The sequence below is a fragment of the Flavobacterium urocaniciphilum genome (genome assembly GCF_900110615.1).
GTDB lineage: Bacteria > Bacteroidota > Bacteroidia > Flavobacteriales > Flavobacteriaceae > Flavobacterium > Flavobacterium urocaniciphilum.
In genome coordinates this window covers 473,512-493,535 of sequence record NZ_FOEI01000001.1, presented here as the reverse complement: position 1 = coordinate 493,535, position 20,024 = coordinate 473,512, and the positions used below count along the sequence as shown (strand labels likewise).

The 20,024-nt window shown below is 29.8% G+C and carries 19 protein-coding genes; 4 read left to right on the top strand and 15 right to left on the bottom strand.

Going from position 1 to position 20,024, the window contains the following annotated elements; all coding sequences use genetic code 11:
• The 15 genes from BMY86_RS02310 to BMY86_RS02240 all read right to left on the bottom strand — a co-directional run bounded on the left by BMY86_RS02310 (position 1) and on the right by BMY86_RS02240 (position 17,352).
• Complete coding sequence (locus tag BMY86_RS02310; protein WP_091464636.1) at positions 1-837, bottom strand: toxin-antitoxin system YwqK family antitoxin; 837 nt, start codon at positions 835-837, stop codon at positions 1-3.
• A 69-nt stretch (positions 838-906) separates the two neighbouring features.
• Positions 907-1,719, bottom strand: a complete 813-nt coding sequence (gene proC, locus BMY86_RS02305; RefSeq protein WP_091464634.1) for a pyrroline-5-carboxylate reductase — start codon at positions 1,717-1,719, stop codon at positions 907-909.
• 65 nt (positions 1,720-1,784) lie between these two features.
• The gene (gene yidC, locus BMY86_RS02300) at positions 1,785-3,674 is read right to left on the bottom strand and encodes a membrane protein insertase YidC (RefSeq protein ID WP_091464632.1); all 1,890 of its coding nucleotides are present in this window, start codon (positions 3,672-3,674) and stop codon (positions 1,785-1,787) included.
• A 96-nt stretch (positions 3,675-3,770) separates the two neighbouring features.
• Positions 3,771-5,378 (bottom strand): CTP synthase, encoded by a 1,608-nt coding sequence (locus BMY86_RS02295; protein ID WP_091464630.1) that lies wholly within the window; start codon positions 5,376-5,378, stop codon positions 3,771-3,773.
• Between the two features lie 182 nt (positions 5,379-5,560).
• Positions 5,561-5,791, bottom strand: a complete 231-nt coding sequence (locus BMY86_RS02290) for a DUF3820 family protein (protein WP_091464628.1) — start codon at positions 5,789-5,791, stop codon at positions 5,561-5,563.
• Positions 5,791-6,144: a DUF805 domain-containing protein gene (locus BMY86_RS02285; protein WP_091464626.1), complete on the bottom strand. Its 354-nt coding sequence runs from the start codon at positions 6,142-6,144 to the stop codon at positions 5,791-5,793. The genes BMY86_RS02290 and BMY86_RS02285 overlap by 1 nt, the downstream gene beginning before the upstream one ends.
• Positions 6,145-6,239: 95 nt before the next feature.
• Entirely contained in the window at positions 6,240-6,644 is a 405-nt protein-coding gene (locus BMY86_RS02280; RefSeq protein WP_091464624.1) for an OsmC family protein, read from the bottom strand.
• On the bottom strand, positions 6,644-8,551 hold the full coding sequence (locus tag BMY86_RS02275) for a LysM peptidoglycan-binding domain-containing protein (RefSeq protein WP_091464621.1): 1,908 nt from the start codon (positions 8,549-8,551) through the stop codon (positions 6,644-6,646). The genes BMY86_RS02280 and BMY86_RS02275 overlap by 1 nt, the downstream gene beginning before the upstream one ends.
• 181 nt (positions 8,552-8,732) lie before the next feature.
• Positions 8,733-10,265 carry a glutamine-hydrolyzing GMP synthase gene (gene guaA / locus BMY86_RS02270; protein ID WP_091465579.1) on the bottom strand — a complete coding sequence of 511 codons (1,533 nt, stop codon included), beginning with the start codon at positions 10,263-10,265 and terminating at the stop codon, positions 8,733-8,735.
• A gap of 93 nt (positions 10,266-10,358) precedes the next feature.
• The gene (locus BMY86_RS02265; protein WP_091464618.1) at positions 10,359-11,537 is read right to left on the bottom strand and encodes an AIR synthase related protein; all 1,179 of its coding nucleotides are present in this window, start codon (positions 11,535-11,537) and stop codon (positions 10,359-10,361) included.
• A 158-nt stretch (positions 11,538-11,695) separates the two neighbouring features.
• Positions 11,696-12,550: an OmpA family protein gene (locus BMY86_RS02260; RefSeq protein WP_177177107.1), complete on the bottom strand. Its 855-nt coding sequence runs from the start codon at positions 12,548-12,550 to the stop codon at positions 11,696-11,698.
• 40 nt (positions 12,551-12,590) lie between these two features.
• On the bottom strand, positions 12,591-13,370 hold the full coding sequence (locus BMY86_RS02255) for an OmpA family protein (RefSeq protein ID WP_091464613.1): 780 nt from the start codon (positions 13,368-13,370) through the stop codon (positions 12,591-12,593).
• 29 nt (positions 13,371-13,399) lie between these two features.
• The gene (locus BMY86_RS02250) at positions 13,400-14,173 is read right to left on the bottom strand and encodes an OmpA family protein (protein ID WP_091464611.1); all 774 of its coding nucleotides are present in this window, start codon (positions 14,171-14,173) and stop codon (positions 13,400-13,402) included.
• 59 nt (positions 14,174-14,232) lie between these two features.
• Positions 14,233-15,054 carry an OmpA family protein gene (locus BMY86_RS02245; protein WP_091464609.1) on the bottom strand — a complete coding sequence of 274 codons (822 nt, stop codon included), beginning with the start codon at positions 15,052-15,054 and terminating at the stop codon, positions 14,233-14,235.
• Positions 15,055-15,162: 108 nt separating this feature from the next.
• Positions 15,163-17,352 carry a glutamine synthetase III family protein gene (locus tag BMY86_RS02240; protein ID WP_091464607.1) on the bottom strand — a complete coding sequence of 730 codons (2,190 nt, stop codon included), beginning with the start codon at positions 17,350-17,352 and terminating at the stop codon, positions 15,163-15,165.
• 118 nt (positions 17,353-17,470) lie between these two features.
• Here BMY86_RS02240 and BMY86_RS02235 point away from each other — a divergent pair, with 118 nt between their 5' ends.
• The 4 genes from BMY86_RS02235 to BMY86_RS02220 all read left to right on the top strand — a co-directional run bounded on the left by BMY86_RS02235 (position 17,471) and on the right by BMY86_RS02220 (position 19,958).
• Positions 17,471-18,031 carry a DUF1543 domain-containing protein gene (locus BMY86_RS02235; RefSeq protein WP_091464604.1) on the top strand — a complete coding sequence of 187 codons (561 nt, stop codon included), beginning with the start codon at positions 17,471-17,473 and terminating at the stop codon, positions 18,029-18,031.
• Positions 18,032-18,057: 26 nt separating this feature from the next.
• Positions 18,058-18,999 carry a TerC family protein gene (locus BMY86_RS02230; protein WP_091464601.1) on the top strand — a complete coding sequence of 314 codons (942 nt, stop codon included), beginning with the start codon at positions 18,058-18,060 and terminating at the stop codon, positions 18,997-18,999.
• Positions 18,999-19,568, top strand: coding sequence for a cob(I)yrinic acid a,c-diamide adenosyltransferase (locus tag BMY86_RS02225; RefSeq protein WP_091464598.1), 570 nt, complete (start codon positions 18,999-19,001; stop codon positions 19,566-19,568). Before BMY86_RS02230 ends, BMY86_RS02225 begins: the two co-directional genes overlap by 1 nt.
• Before the next feature lie 168 nt (positions 19,569-19,736).
• Positions 19,737-19,958 (top strand): DUF2795 domain-containing protein, encoded by a 222-nt coding sequence (locus BMY86_RS02220; protein WP_002986941.1) that lies wholly within the window; start codon positions 19,737-19,739, stop codon positions 19,956-19,958.
• The last annotated feature ends 66 nt before the right edge of the window (positions 19,959-20,024 follow it).

Below are 20,024 nucleotides of genomic sequence, written 5' to 3'. Positions count from 1 at the left end.
TTATTTTTTCTCTTCAGTTTTTTTCTCTTCAGTTTTTTTCTCTTCAGTTTTTTTCTCCTCTGTTTTATTTTGTTCTGCTTTATTCTCTTTTATTTGTTGTTCAATTGTTTTAGTTTTAGCAGATTTCTTAGCGATTTTCTCTTCGTATTTAATTAATTCTTTAGAGAATTTGTCTGCTTTTACTTGTTTTACTACTTTTCCATTTTCATAAAATTTCCAAGAGCCAACTTTTGCATTATTTTTATAGGTTCCTTCATACATTTTCTTTCCATTTCCATCATAATACACTGCTAAACCTTCAAAGTTATCATTTACATAATTATGTTCATCAATTAGATTACCATTTTCTGCAAATGTTTTTGCTTTACCATTTTTCAATCCATCAACATAATTAACTTCTTCTGCTAATTTATTATTTTTATAGAAAACTTTTCTTAAACCATTTAATTTTCCATTTTTATAATATTCAATAGTCATAATATCTTTTGATTCTTTATGATAATATTTCCATTCTCCTTCAAAAAGTTTATTTTTGACTAAACCTTCACTTACTTTATTATTTTTTTGATCATAGAAAATCGTATAACAAGAACCATCACCTTTTGAAAAATCACGAGTTGCAATTACAGTTCCAGCTTTTGTGTCGTCAAAATATTTAAATGTTCCCGTTTCTTTTCCATGCTCAAAAGTTCCTTCATAACGAGGACGCTTACTTTCTTCATGATACCCTTTCCAAAGACCATGACGTAAACCTTTTTCATCAAATTGGTTTAATTTATCTTGAGCTGAAATAAAATTAGAAATGGCTAAAAAAGCTATAATTACTATGTTTTTCATTGTTTTGAATTTTATCTTTTAACGTCGAAATTTTAAAAAAATTGTTTGGTAAAAATATGTAATAATATTTTACTTATCAATTACTTTGCCAAGTTCTTTTGCACGATTATTAGCATGTTGAATTCCTTGATTTATTGTATCATTTAAATCAAATGATTGGAATACATGTAAAGCTGCTTCTGTAGTTCCTCCTTTTGAAGCAACTTTTTCAATCCATTCTAAATTCGAAAGGTTACTTCTATTTTGTAATTGCGTAGAACCTAAAAATGTTTGTTGTACTAAAAACTCGGCTTCCGATTTAGAAAAACCTAAATCAATCGCAGCATTTACCATGGCATTCATGAAATAATACACATAAGCCGGACCACTACCAGAAATTGCCGTTGCTGCATTAATCATTTCTTCATTTTCAATAAATAATGATTTTCCAGTGGTATTAATTAAATTTTGAATGATGAATAAATCTTTTCTATCTACATCTTGTGAAGCAGTAAAAACAGTCATTCCCTGCCCTATTTGTGTTGGAATATTTGGCATAGAACGAATGATTTTTTTGACTTGTAATTTTTGTTGTATATTTTGAATTGAAATACCAGCCATTACCGATAATATCAAATGATTTTCAGTAATACAATCTTTTATTTGAAAACATAAATCTCCAAAATCTTGTGGTTTTACTGCTATTATAACAATGTCTACAGATAAAAATGAATCTGAAATTTCAGTATAAAAATTTTCATCTGGAATAGAATATTTATTTGAAACCGAAGATATATTTCTAGTTAATACAAAAATATCTTCTGGCTTAATAAAACCTGAACTTACAAAACTACTTGCGTAAGTTTGTCCCATATTCCCATATCCGATAATTGCTATTTTCATAATTGTATTGAATTAAAAAAGCCTGTTCATATACTGAACAGGCTTAAATTATTAATATAAAGAAATTATTTTCTCTTTTGATTTAATGCTTTTTGCGCTTCTTGCTGTTCCATTATTTCACGCATTTTCTTTTGAAATTTCGATTCTGTTTTGGGTTTCGATTTATTCTCTTGAATTTGAGCATGAATTTTTTCTTCGTTTACTACGTAGTTTTTGATTACTAACATGATTCCGATAGTAATTAAGTTAGAGATAAAGTTGTATAAACTCAATCCAGAACCATAGTTATTGAAGAAAATTAACATCATAATTGGAGAAATGTAAATCATAATTTTCATGATTTTACCCATATCAGGCATTCCTTCTTGTTGAGGCGCTTGCATCGCTTGATCTCCAGTTGTCATTTTCATGTAGAAGAAAATCGCAATAGCCGCTAAAATTGGGAATAAACTTACGTGATCTCCATATAACGGAATGTTAAATGGTAATTTTAAAATTGAATCGTATGAAGATAAATCATCTGCCCATAAGAAACTTTTTTGTCTTAAATCAAAAGCTGATGGGAAGAATTGAAAAGAAGCATACATAAATGGTAATTGAATTAATGCTGGAATACAACCCGCCATTGGGTTAACACCTGCTTTAGAATACAACGCCATTGTTTCTTGTTGCTTTTTCATTGGATTGTTTTTGAATTTCTCACCAATTTCTGCAATTTCAGGTTTCAATACTTTCATTTTTGCTTGCGACAAGAATGATTTGTATGTAATTGGCGACATCGCCACTTTGATTAAAATAGTAAAGATGATGATCGCAATACCGTATGGTAAAAATCCTGATAATAATCCAAATAAAGGAATGAAAACAAATTTGTTAATCCATCCAAATATTCCCCAACCTAATGAAATTAATTCATCTAAGTTTCTGTCATATTTAGTTAATGTATCATAATCTGTTGGACCATAATACATATTCATGTTATAGTTTAACGCACCATTTTTAAACTCTAAAGGCATTTTTGCAGTAAAGTTTTTAGTAAAAATAGTGTCTTTTTTATCGTCGTCAACTAAGTTATCCGATTTAAAACTTGCTGTTTTAAAAGGTGTATCTGTTAATAAAACTGAAGTAAAAAAGTGTTGTTTAAAAGCTACATAAGTAACTTCTTCAGCCGTATCTTCTTTATCAGAAGCAGCATTTAAATAATCGTCTTTTCCACCGTCAAATTCATAAATTAATTCAGTATAACGGTTTTCATATGTTACACTTTTTTCATTACGATATGCTTTTAATCCCCATTCTAAATCAGATGGTTTTGAAGTATTTAAAACATTTTCTAATCCTTGAGTACGGATAGAAAAATCTAACATATGATTATTTTCTTTAATCACATAACGATACTCTAAAAACTGATTTTCACCCGTTTTTAATTGCATTGTTAAAACCTGATTTCTTCCTTCTTTTGTAAGTTTAGGTTCAAAATACAAATCTTTAGTATTGATAACTTTACCATCTTTTGTAGTTAAAGTTAAATTGAAATTTGCATTGTTATCTTTAATAATTTGGATAGCTTTTCCTGAACCTTTTTTAAATTGTTCTTCATTTAAAATAGTTGCTTCAGAAATGTAACCACCTTTATTAGAAACTTTTAAGCTTAATAAGTTATTAGCTAATACAGTTGTAGTTTCTTTAGCAGAAGGCAATGTTTCTGAATAGGCAAATGCACCTAATTTCGCAACAGCTTCTGGAGAAATTTTACCAGTACTATCGATAGTAGTTTTGGCAACAGTTGGAGTAACTTTCGTTACAGATTTTGCTTCTTTTTCAGCTTGTTCTTTTTGTTGTTGGGCTTTTTTCTCTGCTTCTGTTTGTTGATTAGAATACATCATCCACATTAAAATTCCGAAAATTAATGTGAAACCAATAAACGACTTAATGTCGAACTTTTTTTCTTCCATTTTTAATTGTGCAACTCTTTTGATGAGTTGAATTTGATATTAATTACTAAGAATTAGTCCGGTTTTAGAAAAAATGTTACAAAAACCCAACTAAAACTATTTATTTTTAACGGCAGCTCCAATCAATCCTAAAAATAATGGATGTGGATTTTGCACGGTACTTTTATATTCTGGATGGTATTGAACTCCAATAAAGAATGGATGATTTGGTAATTCTACCACTTCAACTAATCCTGTATCTGGATTCACACCTGAAGCTACTAAACCAGCAGCAACCATTTCATTTAAATAATCACCATTAAATTCATAACGATGACGGTGACGCTCTAAAATATCTGATTTACCATAAATTTTATGAGCTAAAGTATTTTCTGTTAAAGCACATTTCCAAGCACCTAAACGCATTGTTCCTCCTTTTTCAGTAACGGTTTTTTGTTCTTCCATTAAACTGATAATTGGATAACTTGTATTTGCGTTCATTTCAGTTGAATTTGCATCTTTTTTACCTAAAACATTACGTGCAAATTCAATTGAAGCCATTTGCATTCCTAAACAAATTCCTAAAAATGGAATATTATTTTCACGAACGTATTTAATTGCTTCAATTTTACCTTCAATTCCTCTTTCGCCAAATCCAGGAGCAACTAAAATGGCATCTAAACCTTTTAATTTTTCAGCAACATTTGAAGGATCTAAAAATTCTGAATGAATACTTACAACATTTACTTTTGTTTCTTGAGCTGCACCCGCATGAATAAAAGCTTCTAAAATAGATTTGTAAGAATCTTGTAATTCAACATATTTACCTACTAAACCGATATTTACTTCGTGCTTAGGATTTTTATGTTTTTGTAAAAATTCATTCCATTGTTTTAAATCTGGAGATGATTTTTCTGGTAAGTTTAATTTCTTTAAAGCAACTTTATCAAGTCCTTCTTCTAACATTAAGTTTGGAACATCATAAATCGTTGAAGCATCAATTGATTGAATTACAGCCTCACGTTTTACATTACAGAATTGCGCTAATTTTTGACGTAAATCTTGAGATAATTCGTGCTCTGTTCTACAAACTAAAATATCAGCTTTGATTCCACTTTCCATTAATGTTTTAACAGAATGTTGCGTTGGTTTTGTTTTTAATTCACCAGCAGCTGATAAATAAGGAACTAAAGTTAAATGAATAACGATTCCATTATCTTCCCCTAAATCCCATAATAATTGACGAACAGATTCAATGTATGGTAAAGATTCAATATCACCAACTGTTCCACCAATTTCAGTTATAACAATATCGTAATCGCCAGAATTACCTAGCAATTGCATGCGTTCTTTAATCTCATTTGTAATATGAGGAACAACTTGAACCGTTTTTCCTAAGAATTCGCCACGACGTTCTTTTTCAATTACAGATAAATAAATTCTACCGGTTGTAACGTTGTTGGCTTGTGATGTTGGAACATTTAAGAAACGCTCATAATGTCCTAAATCTAAATCTGTTTCTGCTCCATCATCAGTTACATAACATTCTCCATGTTCGTAAGGATTTAAAGTTCCTGGATCCACATTAATATACGGATCGAATTTTTGAATAGTTGTTCTGTAACCTCTTGCTTGTAATAATTTTGCTAAAGATGCTGCTATAATTCCTTTTCCTAATGAAGAAGTAACACCACCTGTAACGAAAATGTATTTTGTCTGATTCATGTTGTTTTTTTTTTCCTGAAGATACTTCAGGATAAATGTTAGTTGTTGTTGTTCGTTGTTTTTAAAAAACGTGCAAAGATAATATTAATTAGTCAATGTGCCAATTCTAATTAGCCAATTTTCAATTAATTCAATGTGTCGATTCAAATGATAACGATAAGTTAATACTTTCCTTAAAGAAGTTATGGTTTTGGGTATTTTTTTTGAATATTTCGGATTAATTCTTCTAATCCGTTTAATTTAAGTTCGTAAACTAATTTTAATTGTTCGCCTAAAGTTCCCGTTGGAAATCCTTTATTTCTATACCAAACAATGTAATATTCAGGTAAGTCTATAAGAAAACGCCCTTGGTATTTACCAAAGGGCATTTTTGTATGAGCTAGTTTAATGAGTTGTTCTTGTTGAGATATCATTATTCTTGTGGAACACCAATTTCTTGGATTTCGTCATTATTTCCAATTCCTTTTGGATTTGGTCCATATTCATTCTTTCCAGGAAAACCATCAGCAAATAACATCCATAAACTGTAAAATGGTATAATTTGATACCAACCAGAATTATCTCTGTCATGACATCTTTTAGCACCTTGAGCTAACAAAAACCAAATTGCTGGAATATACAACAATAATACAATTGTAGATGTAGATGCTCCAAGAGTTTCACTTACTGCAACAGATCCATAAATTAATGTAAGATATGCCAAATAAGAAATTCCATATTCTAATCTACGAATTCTACCATCAAAGGAAAAAGGGTTTTTAAACATAATTTTTAAGTTTTAGTTATTTAGTATACTTTCAAAAATAAAAAAAACACTACAAAAATTTATAGTGTTTTTTTTAAGTTATTAACATTTTTTGATTACTTCCAATTAAAAACCACTTCTTTTTTAATATCTGGATGTAAACTATTGAATACCGGACAAGTCATTGCAGTTCTTTCTAAAATGGTTTTATCTTTTTCAGAAACTGCAATATTCATATCGAAAGTTACATGAATCTCTGTAATTCTCCTAGGATCTGTTCCCATAATTTTAGTAACTTCTGCTGTTGCATTTGAAAAATCAATATCCATATCACGAGCTTTAATTCCCATAACCGTAAACATACAACTTGCTAATGCATTTGCTACTGTATCGGTTGGCGAAAAGGCTTCTCCTCTACCATGATTGTCAACTGGAGCATCAGAAATAATTTCTGAACCCGATGCTAAATGTATTGATGAAGTTCTTAAATCTCCTAAATAAGTTACTTTAGATGTTGCCATTATTGTGCTTGTTTTATAGTTAAATCGGAATTATAATACATCATATACACTCCGTAATTGTTTCCATTTGAATAGTTAAATTGACTTTCAATTTGTTCTGAACCTTGCATTTCTGCAGATTTTATAAATCCTTCTTCTTGACACATTCTTAAAATTGCATCAAATGTTACATCAAAACCACGAGTTGCATATTGATTAGGTTGCACTTTGTTATCTTTTCGGAATGCTTTAGCGAAATTAGAAGCTTCTTTCGATTCATTTTCACGAATAGCTGAAGGATATAACATTTGTAAAGCCGCTAAGTTTTTCGATGGAATTTCTTCAAAATCTAGAGCATCATTTCGTTCTATTACTACTAATTGAATATCAAATTCTTTTTTCAATTTCAATAAATTATTCACAACAGAAATTACTTGCATAATTTTATCTGAATCTAAAATCACAAAGTTCTTTTTTCCTTTTTGTAAAGTAGTTTTGAAAATAGTATAATCGAAAAGTCCTTTGTCATTAAAACTAGACTGAACCACTTCTGGATAATTTGAAGTAAAATAACTACTTAAACTTGTTTTAGCAGAAGAATGAATTGAGAAAATCGCATCTGATTTCGATTTCAAATACAACATCAATTGTTGCTTTTGAATGTTTTCGTTTGGCATGGCATAAAACACATTGTTACCGCCTTTACCAACTTCATTGGTTAATGGTGAAATTACTGCCGTATTTTTATCTAATAACTGACCAACGGTTTCTACAAAATTATTGGTAAATGGTCCGATTACTACATCAACATTGGAGAAATTATTGTTTTTAATAATTGTCGCAACGTTTGATGAATATTTCGAAGTTTCTGCATCAAAAACCTTAGCATTAATTGGCAAACCTAATACTTTTGCCGAATCAATTGCTTTTAATGCACCTGCATAAAAATCAAGGGTAATGTTTAAGAATTTATCTGTTTTTAAATATTCAATTTTTGTTTTAGCAGAATCTTTTTCAATTCTGTTAATATTGAAAGGCATTAATAAAACTAGATTTCTTTGTTTAGACTTATTCGCTGTCTCTAGTAAGTTCAATTTTTTTTTTAGCCCATTTGCAGAATCACTCTGAATGGTTGCATCAATTTCCTTTTTCTCAGGGAGCAAAAGTTCCATACCGACAGTTAAACCACTAGCAACGGCTGGATTTTTTTTGGTAATTTCATCAACTGAAATTCCGAACTTTCTAGAAATCGAATATAATGTTTCTCCTTGTTGAACCGTATAAAACATAGTTTTTGTTGCTGTTGGCAACACATCAACAGTAGAAACTTTTGGTAAAAAAGTATTTTTATTCAAACGAATTTGCATTCCAATTTCAAATACATTTTTAATGTGTGGATTTAATTCTTCTAATTCTGCAATTGAAATTCCGTATTTTTTAGAAACACTATATTTTGTTTCTTCTGCTTGAATAGTATGAATATTTACCGTTTCTTTAGATACTGTATTTGTTTCTGTTTTTACAACTTGAGACGGAACATACTTTTTAGCAGCATAATACGTTAATGATTGTCCAACCGCTACACCTTCTTTAGATGTTGGGTTATTTTTAATCATTTCATCAACAGAAATTCCTAACTTTTTAGAAATAGCATATAACGTTTCACCTTGTTGAACTTGATATTCATATTTATTTAAACTTGCTGTTGAAGTTACAGTAGTTTTCACATTTGAAGGTAAAGTTAAAACCGTATTTTCCTTAACACCATCTTTTACATCTGGATTAAGTTTTATAATATCATCTGGTTTTACATTATATTTTTTTGAAATACTATATAAAGTTTCTCCTTTAACAACGGTGTGTTTACTTTGAGAAAAACCTACGAAACCTACAAAAAATAAGATAATATATAAATATGCTTTTTTCATAATGAGAATTTATTGTTTTTAAAATTGCTTCCAAAAATGAAACAATTATAATGCCAAGATATACAATTACAATTGCAATTACAAAAATCAATGCCAAAAAAAATGGCAAATACAAAATTATAATAAAAATTGACATTGCCATTGAAATTTGTCCCGAAGTTTCGGGATTGTTATTTCTATTTTATTCCCACTCAATTGTTGCTGGTGGTTTTGAACTAATATCGTAAACTACTCTATTTACACCACGAACATTATTAATAATTTCATTCGAGATTTTCATTAAGAATTCATATGGTAAGTGTACCCAATCAGCAGTCATACCATCAGTAGATTCAACGGCTCTAAGCGCAACTACTTTTTCATAAGTACGCTCATCTCCCATTACACCCACACTATTAACAGGTAATAAAATAGCACCTGCTTGCCATACTTTATCATATAATCCGTGTTCTTTTAATCCGTTGATGAAAACAGCGTCTACTTCTTGCAAAATAGCTACTTTTTCTGGAGTAATATCTCCTAAAATACGAATTGCTAAACCTGGACCTGGGAATGGATGACGACCTAATAATTCTTCATCAATTCCTAAAGATCTTCCTACTCTACGCACTTCATCTTTGAATAACATACGTAAAGGTTCAACAATTTGTAATTTCATAAAATCAGGTAAACCACCAACATTGTGATGCGATTTAATGGTAGCAGAAGGTCCACCCGTTGCAGAAACTGATTCAATTACATCTGGGTAAATAGTACCTTGACCTAAGAATTTTACATCTGTTAATTGATGTGCTTCATCATCGAAAACTTCAATAAATGCGTTTCCGATTGCTTTACGTTTAGCTTCCGGATCATCTAAACCTGCTAACGCATCATAAAAACGTTGAGAAGCATCTACACCTTTTACGTTTAATCCCATTCCTTTGTATTGATTCAATACATTTTCGAATTCATTTTTACGTAAAAGTCCGTTATTAACGAAAATACAATATAAATTATCTCCAATTGCTTTATTTAAAATAACTGCCGCAACAGTAGAATCTACTCCACCAGATAAACCTAAAACTACTTTATCGTTTCCAATTTTAGCTTTCATATCAGCAATTACTTCTTCTACGAATGCATTTGGTGTAAAGGTTTGTTCTACTTTAGCAATTTTTACTAAAAAGTTTTCTAACATTTGTTTTCCATCTACAGAATGGTAAACTTCTGGGTGAAATTGAATCGCGTAAGTAGTTTCACCTTCAATTTTATAAGCTGCATTTTCTACATCTTTTGTGCTGGCAATTTTAACTCCATTTGTAGGTAAAACTTTTATAGAATCTGAATGTGACATCCAAACTTGACTATTAGGACTAACACCTTCTAAAAACACTTCATTTTCTTGAATAAATGAAAGATTTGCTCTACCGTATTCTCTAGTATTCGAAGCCGCAACTTCTCCACCTGAAAAATGGGCTAAATATTGTGCTCCATAACAAACCGCTAATAATGGTTTTTTTCCTCTAATTTCTGATAAATCTGGATGTAAAGCTTCTTCTGAACGAACAGAACAAGGACTTCCTCCTAAAATTACAGCTTTATATGATGATAAATCTGCTGGAATTTTATCGAAAGGAAAAATTTCGCAGAAAATATTTAATTCTCTTACTCTACGGGCAATTAATTGTGTGTATTGCGAACCGAAATCTAAAATTAATACGTTGTTCATTATGTTGAGTTGTGTTTTTTTTATTTGTTTTTTTGTCATTCTAACGAAGGAAGAATCTTTAAAAGACACTTCGACAAGCTCAGTTTGACAATTTAATTAATATTCAAAAGTTCCGTATTCGGAATTGATTGTTAATTTATTATTCTCTGAAGCTTCTACTCTTCCTACAATTTGCGCATCGATATTGAAAGATTTAGAAATTTCGATAATATCATTTGCAATTGCAGCAGGAACATATAATTCCATTCTATGACCACAATTGAATACTTGATACATTTCTTTCCAATCTGTTTTAGAATTCTCTTGAATCAATTTGAATAATGGTGGAACTGGAAATAAATTATCTTTAATTACATGTACATTATTTACAAAGTGTAACACTTTAGTTTGCGCACCACCACTACAATGTACCATTCCGTGAATTTCGTTTGGTGTATATGTATCTAATATTTTTTTGATAACTGGTGCATAAGTTCTTGTTGGAGACAATACTAATTTACCAGCGTCAATTGGACTATTTTCAACAGCATCTGTTAGTTTTGTTTGTCCAGAATACACTAATTCATTAGGAACCGCAGCATCAAAACTTTCAGGATATTTCTCCGCTAAATATTTCGCAAAAACATCATGACGCGCAGAAGTTAAACCATTACTTCCCATTCCGCCATTGTATTCTGTTTCGTAAGTTGCTTGACCAAATGAAGCCAAACCAACAATTACGTCGCCAGCTTGAATGTTAGCATTATCAATAACATTACTTCTTTCCATACGAGCGGTTACTGTAGAATCTACAATAATCGTACGTACTAAATCGCCCACATCAGCTGTTTCTCCACCAGTAGAATGGATCGTTACACCGTGTTTTTTCAACTCAGCGATTAACTCTTCTGTTCCGTTGATGATAGCAGAAATAACTTCCGCTGGAATTAAATTTTTATTACGACCAATTGTTGAAGAAAGCAAAATATTATCTGTAGCACCTACACATAATAAATCGTCGATATTCATAATTAAAGCATCCTGAGCAATACCTTTCCAAACCGAAATATCGCCTGTTTCTTTCCAATACATATAAGCTAAAGCAGATTTTGTTCCTGCTCCATCAGCATGCATGATGATACAATACTTTTCGTCGTTAGTTAAATAATCAGGGATGATTTTACAGAAGGCTTTTGGAAATAAACCTTTATCAATGTTTTTGATGGCATTATGCACATCTTCTTTAGAAGCAGAAACACCTCTAAGGTTGTAGCGTTGACTCGTTTCAGAACTCATTATGCTGTGTTGTTGTTTTGTTTCGCAAAAGTAATGAAAATTTGTCAATTAGACAATTTTTTAAATATGCCAATTAACAATTAGACAATGTGGCAATTTTCATTGCATAAATTATTTAAAAATTGACTTATTGACGAATCGGTAAATTATTAAATTAACTACTTCTGTAAAATCATAATTTCAACACGTCTATTGGCTAAAGCTTGTTCTTCGTTGGCTTCTGGAATAGCAAATTTTGGTTTCGAAACACCAAATCCTTTTACAACTAACCTATCTTGTCTGATACTATTCGAAACTAAAACTCTACGAATTTGTTTCGCTCTTTCTAAAGATAAATTATTATGATCTTGTGTAACACAACAAATATGACCTTGGATTTCAATTCGAAGATTTGGATTTTTATCCAAGATATATATCAACTCATCAATAGATGGTTTTGATGAAGGCATGATTCCGAATGAATTTTTATAAAACTGAATTTCAGGTAAAACAATTAGCGTTCCTGGTCGAGACAACTCTACTTTTTCTTCTAAAGTAGCACCTTCAGGGAAATTCATATCTTTTTCTTCAATAGGAATAATTTCTGTAGTTTTTGGCACTTCAACTACTTTAGGTTTAATTAACTCGGCTTCTTTCGCCAAATCCTTTTCTTGCAAAAAAACGATAATTGCTCTTCTATTTTCAGCTTTATTTTTCGATTTTGCACCTTTTTCACCTAAAGAAATCGATTTAAAATCTTCTCTAATTTTAACCGCAACTTTAACCTTATTAAAAATATAATCGACACGTTTTTGAGATAAGGTATCATTATAACCTGAAGAACCTACTTCATCTGTAGAACCCGTTATAGAAAGAATTTTAGATTTTTTATTCGCTAAAATCCATGTGTTTAATTTAGCCAATTCGACTTTATTTAATTCTGACTTATTATTATCAAAATAAAAGGAAACACTCTCTTGACCGAAAAAAGCAAAAGGTAATAGAAAAAAGGCAACAGCTAAAATAGATTTCATGTAAATGGTTTTTACAAATATAAGATTAAAAACCATGCCATTATTTATCCTTAATTAAAATTTCTACTCTACGATTAGCAATTCTTTGTTCTTCGTTTTTTTCTGGAATGGAATAAATTGGTTGCGTAGCATCAAAACTTTTATAACTCAAACGCGTTTTATCAATTCCATTAGTAATCAAATAATTGTAAATCGCTTTACATCTTTTTAATGCAATTTCCTCTTTATCAACACCTGGCGTACAACAAATATGACCTTGAATTTCAATTTTCAATTTCGGATTGTCTTCTAAAACTTGTAAAAGTTCATCTCGAATTGGACTAGAATTTGGCAATAATATATCCGATCTATTATAAAAATTCATTTTTTTCAAAACTAACTTATCGCCAATTTTTGAATTTTGAATTTTTTCGGTTAATTCATTTTTTATATAACTAGTATCAGAATCTTTAATAGTACTTAATTCATTATATACTATTTCAACCTTTCTATTTTTTGATAAGTTTGAATTTTGCTTGAAATTTTCACCTTTCCCAGAAATTTGAAAATCTGTAGCATTTACCAATTTATTTAATAATCCACCAACAAAATTGGCTCTATTTAACGACAAACTATCGTTATATGAATTGGTTGCGCGAAAATCGCAAAAACCGGTTACAGAAATAATTTCAATCGTTTTGTTTTTAAAATTTGCATCCAATCGATTCAATTCCGTTAAATTCAGTTGATGAGAATCGGTATCAAAATAAACCGTGAATTTTTTCTGAGCATAAACACTTGAAAAAATAAATAAAAAAAGTAGGGAATAAATTTGTTTCATTTGTATTTAACGAAACATTTAAGGAATTATTATTTATCTAAAATTAAAATTTCTACTCTACGATTCGCTTTTTTTTGCTCTTCATTTTTTTCAGGAATAGGATAAATCGGTTGTGTTGCATCAAAACTTTTGTATTTAAGTCGCGATTTATCAATTCCATTTATCACCAAATATTCAATGGTTCCTAAACATCTTTTTAAAGCGATTTCTTCTTCATCTTTTCCAGGTGTGCAACAAATATGTCCTTGAATTTCAATTTTTATTTTCGGATTATCTTTTAAAACTTGTAGAAGCTCTTCTCTAATTTTGTACGATTCTGGATATAAAATATCTGTTCTGTCGTAAAAGCTTAAATTTTTCAACACTAATTTATCGCCAATTTTAGATTTTTTAACCACTTCAGCAAGTTCATTATCTTTGGTAATATTGATGGGTAATGTTTTCTCAATTTTAAAATAAATTTCCACTTTTCGAGTTAATTCGGAAACTTTATCTTGATTGAAATTCTGACCTTTATATTCAATTTCAAAATTTGAATTTACATCTATTAACTTAATTAAACTGGATACAAAATTCGCTCTTTTTAAAGCCAATGTATCATTATAAACATCAAAGGAACGCAAATCACAATAACCAATTACTTTCTGAATTTTTAAGTCTTTGGTTTTCATGAAAACACTAAATTTTTTAAATTCTGTTTTGTTTAATTCATATGAATTAACATCAAAATATAAAGTGATTCTTTTTTGAGAATAAGAATTTAAATAGAAAAAAGATAAAATACTTATTAAAATGTATTTCATAAAAATTAGAATTTTTATATCACTTTAATAAGTATGAAAATTATTGAAATTGTAACAAATTATTTTTCTAAAATCAAAATTTCAACTCTTCTGTTTGCTTTTCTTTCTTCTTCATTTTTTTCAGGAATCGGATACAATGGTTGTGTAGCATCAAAACCAACATAAGTCATTCTATCTTCTGAAATTCCATAATCTACTAAGAAATCATAAACTGCAATACATCTTCTTAATGAAAATTCTTCAACATCACGTCCTGGTGTACAACAAATATGACCTTGAATTTCGATTTTAATATTTGGATTTTTTTCTAAAACCTCATACAAATCTTCTAGATACGGAATCGATTCTGGATAAAATTCAGCTGTACGCACAAAGAAATTTAAATTATTTAATAAAATTTTATCTCCAACTTTACTATCAATAATGCGCTTTTGTAATTCTGTTGGATATTCATCTACAACAAGTTCTGTTTTTGCTGGCTCTGTTATAATATCAATTTCTTTTGTTGGAATAGTTTCAACAACCACTTTGTTAAGTTCGTATTCAATTTCAACTTTTCTATTTAAAGAAAGATCCGATTTTTGTTTAAATTCTTCACCTTTTGAAATTACTTCTACATCTGATTTGTTTGAAATATCCAATAAACTTAAAATAGAATTCGCACGATTTAAACCTAATTGATAGTTATAGGCATTACTTGCTCTGAAGTCGCAAAAACCAGTAACTTTTTTTACTTTAATATCTTTCTTTTCAAGAAATGAATTAAAGATTTTATTTTGATTTTCATTTAAAACATATTTATCGGTATCAAAATATACCGTAAACTTTTCTTGTGAGTACGCAGAATATGAAAGGGTTAGCATTAAAATTAGATAACGCATAAATGTATCGATTTAGAATAGTTGAAAAGTATGGTTTTTTATTTTATCTACAAAAAAAAGCTTATCATTTCTGATAAGCTTTTTTATAACTGTTTCTAAATCAATAGATTATTTTATAAAAAATAATTCTCTGTATTTAGTTAATGTCCACATTTCGTCGTCAACTAATAATTCTAATTTATCTGAATGCTCTCTGATGATTTCAAAATAAGGTTTTACCTTATTACAATAAGCAGCAGCCATTTTCTCAGTATTATCTAAATTATTTGCCTTTTTACGCTCAGAAATCATTTCGTCAATATTACGGTGGATTTCTTCAATGTGCGTTGAAATATCTTTAATTAAAGCAATTTGTTCTTTTGCGATTTTTTCAAAATCTTTCCCGAAAATTTCTTTTAAACCTCTAACGTTTTCAATTAACGTATTTTGATATTTAATTGCTGTTGGAATTACGTGGTTTCTAGCGATATCACCTAAAACTCTTCCTTCAATTTGAATTTTCTTAACGTATTCTTCTAATTCAATTTCGTAACGAGATTCTACTTCCACATGATTCATAACTCCTAATTCAGCAAATAAATCGAATGCTTTTTTAGAAACTTTAGCTTTTAAAGCTTCTGGAGTTGTTTTATGATTACTTAAACCACGTTTTTTAGCTTCTTTAGCCCAAGCTTCACTATAACCATCTCCTTCAAATAAGATGTTTTTAGTTTGTTTGATGTATTCTCTTAAAATATTGAAAATTGCTTCGTCTTTCTTTAAATCTTTTTTCTCAATTAAAGCATCTACTTCTTTTTTGAAATCGATTAATTGTTTTGCAACAATTGAATTTAAAGTTGTCATAGAAACGGCACAGTTAGCTGTTGAACCTACTGCTCTAAACTCGAATTTATTTCCAGTAAAAGCAAATGGAGAAGTTCTGTTTCTATCTGTGTTATCTAATAATACGTCTGGTAATTTCCCAACAACGTTTAATTTTAAATCTGTTTTTTCTTCTGGAGATAATTTCCCTTGCGTAACACCTTCTAATTCCGCTAACACTTTTGTTAATTGTTGTCCGATGAAAACTGAAATAATTGCAGGTGGCGCTTCGTTTGCTCCTAAACGGTGATCGTTACTTGCAGATGCAATTGATGCTCTTAATAATTCTTCGTTATCGTGAACCGCTTTAATCGTATTGATGAAGAACGTTAAGAATTGTAAGTTACTCATTGGTGTTTTACCTGGTGATAATAAATTCACACCCGTATCTGTAGCTAACGACCAGTTATTGTGTTTTCCAGAACCGTTAACTCCTTTAAATGGTTTTTCATGGAATAATACTTTGAAATCATGGCGCTCAGCCACTTTTTCCATTACGTCCATTAATAAAGAGTTGTGGTCAACTGCTAAGTTAGTTTCTTCAAAAATTGGAGCTAATTCAAATTGTCCTGGTGCAACCTCATTGTGACGCGTTTTTACAGGAATTCCTAATAACATACACTCATATTCTAATTCTCTCATATATTGTAATACACGAGTTGGAATTGATCCAAAATAATGGTCGTCTAATTGTTGACCTTTTGAAGAAGTGTGTCCTAATAATGTTCTACCTGTAGCGATGATGTCTGGTCTTGAAGCTGCTAAAGCCGCATCAATTAAGAAATATTCTTGTTCCCAACCTAAAGTTGGTGTAATTTTTTTAACGTTTTTATCGAAATATTTAGCTACTTCTGTTGCAGCAGTATCGATAGCACTTAAAGCTCTTAATAAAGGTGTTTTATTATCTAAAGCCTCACCCGTATAAGAAACGAATACTGTTGGAATACATAATGTACTACCAAAAATAAATGCCGGAGAAGTTGGATCCCAAGCTGTATATCCACGAGCTTCAAATGTGTTTCTAATTCCACCATTTGGGAAAGAAGAAGCATCTGGCTCTTGTTGTACTAATTGACTACCACCGAATTTCTCAACTGGATCAGAACCATCCATTGATGTTTCAAAGAAAGCATCATGCTTTTCAGCAGTTGTTCCAGTTAATGGTTGAAACCAGTGTGTATAGTGCGTTACATTTTTAGATAACGCCCACTCTTTCATTCCCATTGCTACATAATCAGCAATTTTACGATCAATTTTTGTTCCTAATTCAATAGCACTTTTAACCGCTTTATATGCATCTGGCGTTAAAAACTGACGCATTGCTTTATCGTTAAAAACATTTGAACCAAAAATTTCTGATTTTCTACCTGTTTCTTCAAATGAAACTGGTTTTCTACTTGTAGCTTTATCTAAAGCTTGAAAACGAAGTGTAGCCATAAAAGTTGTGTTTTAAAAATTATATCCTTAATTTTATGATGCAAAAATACGAATAATTCACAAATAAAAAAATTTACCCCTATTTTTTTAGGGGTGTTTCTAAAATAATTTAAATTTTATGAATTTTTACTTTACAATAATAGGGTGTACACCAAAAAATAGATTAATTGAACAACATGATGTGTTTTTCGGAATGGCAAATCAGTTTAAAGATTTAGTACCATTTATCAATAACTTTTGGCCAGAATGTAATGGCGTTTTCCATATCGATTCATGGCGAAAAGTGGAATATATTGAAAATTATAAAATTGAAGTCGTAAATAAAAACACATTTAAAGGAGAAGAAAAAATCTTCTTTATCAATTTAGGTGGCTATTTACCCAACGATATGGAAGAATATCATTTCAAAACATTATTAATTGCAAAGTCGAAATCGGAAGCAATTAAAAAAGTAAAACAAACAGAATTCTATAAAAAATTTAGCTTTAAAGGAGCCGCATCTCATATAGACGATCAATACGGTGTTGATATTGATGAGATTTTTGAAATTGAAGACATTTTACTTCCAGAATTTAAAGAAAAGTATTCTTTACAAATTACTGAAACAGAAACATATAAAGAAGACCAATTACATGTTGGTTATTTAAGTCTTACTAAACTTCTTAATTCTGATTTTTAAATTATATTTGCTTAAAATAAATTATTATGACAGTTTGGATTATTTTTCTTGCAGCAATTACCATTTTTTTAGCCTTAGATTTAGGAGTTTTTAATAAAAATCCACATGTAATTAGCTCCAAAGAAGCCTCTCAATGGACGGTTTTATGGGTTACATTATCTTTTCTTTTTTCAGGAGTTTTATATTTATTATACAAACACCAATATATTGCTAACCCTACAAATTTAACTCCCTATCAAGCTTCAATAAAATACATTACAGGTTATCTAATTGAACTATCTTTAAGTGCAGATAATATATTTGTTATTGCTATAATATTTTCATCATTTAAAATTCCGCAAAAATTCCAACACAGAGTATTATTTTGGGGAATATTAGGCGCTATTTTCTTTAGAGGCTTAATGATTTTCTTAGGAGTGGCATTAATAAATAAATTTGATTGGATTACTTATGTTTTTGGAGGATTCTTAATTTTTACAGCTATTAAAATGCTATTTACAAATGAAGAATCTGATTTTGATCCAAAAGATTCTAAAGTATATAAGTTTATTGGAAAAATCTTTCCAGTTAAACATGAAATTCACGGACAAAAATTCTTTATTCGTGAAAACGGAATTAATTATGTCACACCTTTATTTATTGCACTTATAGTTATTGAATTAATGGATGTACTTTTTGCTGTAGATAGTGTTCCTGCGATTTTAGCAATTACTGCAGATCCATTTTTAGTATTCAGTTCTAATATTTTTGCTATTTTAGGATTGCGTTCGATGTATTTCTTCTTAGCCAATATGCTTGAAAAATTCAGTTATATCGAATACAGTTTAATTGCAATTTTAACTTTTGTCGGAATTAAAATGTTATTAGTACATCATTTTAAATTTCCAGAATGGGTTTCATTAGGATTTATTGCTATTGCATTAACTGCTGGAGTTGTTATTTCTCTTCAAAAAAATAAAAACAAATAATGAAAGTATATACTAAAACTGGCGACAAAGGAACAACTGCATTATTTGGCGGCACAAGAGTTCCGAAACATCATATCCGAATTGAAACATACGGCACAGTAGATGAACTGAATTCATATATCGGATTAATTCGCGATCAAGATATCAATCCTATATATAAAAATATATTAATTGAAGTTCAAGACCGACTTTTTACAGTTGGTGCCATTATGGCGACTCCTCCCGAAAAAGAAGTCTTGAAAAATGGAAAACAACGTTTAAATATCAATCGAATTTCTAATGAAGATATTGAATTATTAGAAAATCAAATTGATAGTATGGACACAGAATTACCACAAATGACACATTTTGTTTTACCAGGCGGTCATACAACAGTGTCATATTGTCATATTGCACGTTGTGTTTGTCGCAGAGCAGAGCGTTTAGCGACACATTTAAACGAATTAGAAGCATTAGATTCGCAAGTTTTGACATACTTAAACCGACTTTCTGACTACTTATTTGTATTGGCACGAAAGTTGTCTCATGACTTGAACGCTGATGAAGTAAAATGGATACCTAGAAAATAGTATTCTTTTAACAAAAAAGGTGTTTAGTTATCAAATTATCAGGCATTTATAAACTGAAATTTAAAAACTATAAATAAGTTCTTAAAATTTATTAAAAAATAATTCAAAAAAAACTTGACAATTTGAGTTTAAAATTTATTTTTGCATTAAACTAAAAAATCTAAAAAGATGTATTGGACATTAGAATTGGCGTCGTATTTAAGTGATGCACCTTGGCCAGCTACAAAAGACGAATTAATTGATTATGCAATTAGAACTGGAGCTCCACTAGAAGTTGTAGAAAATTTACAGTCTATTGAAGATGAAGGGGAAATATATGAGTCTATGGAAGAAATATGGCCAGATTATCCAACAGACGAAGATTATCTTTGGAACGAGGATGAATATTAAAAATAAATAGCACAAATAAAAAGTCTCTTCGATGAGGCTTTTTTTTTGGTTATCTTTGTAAACGAA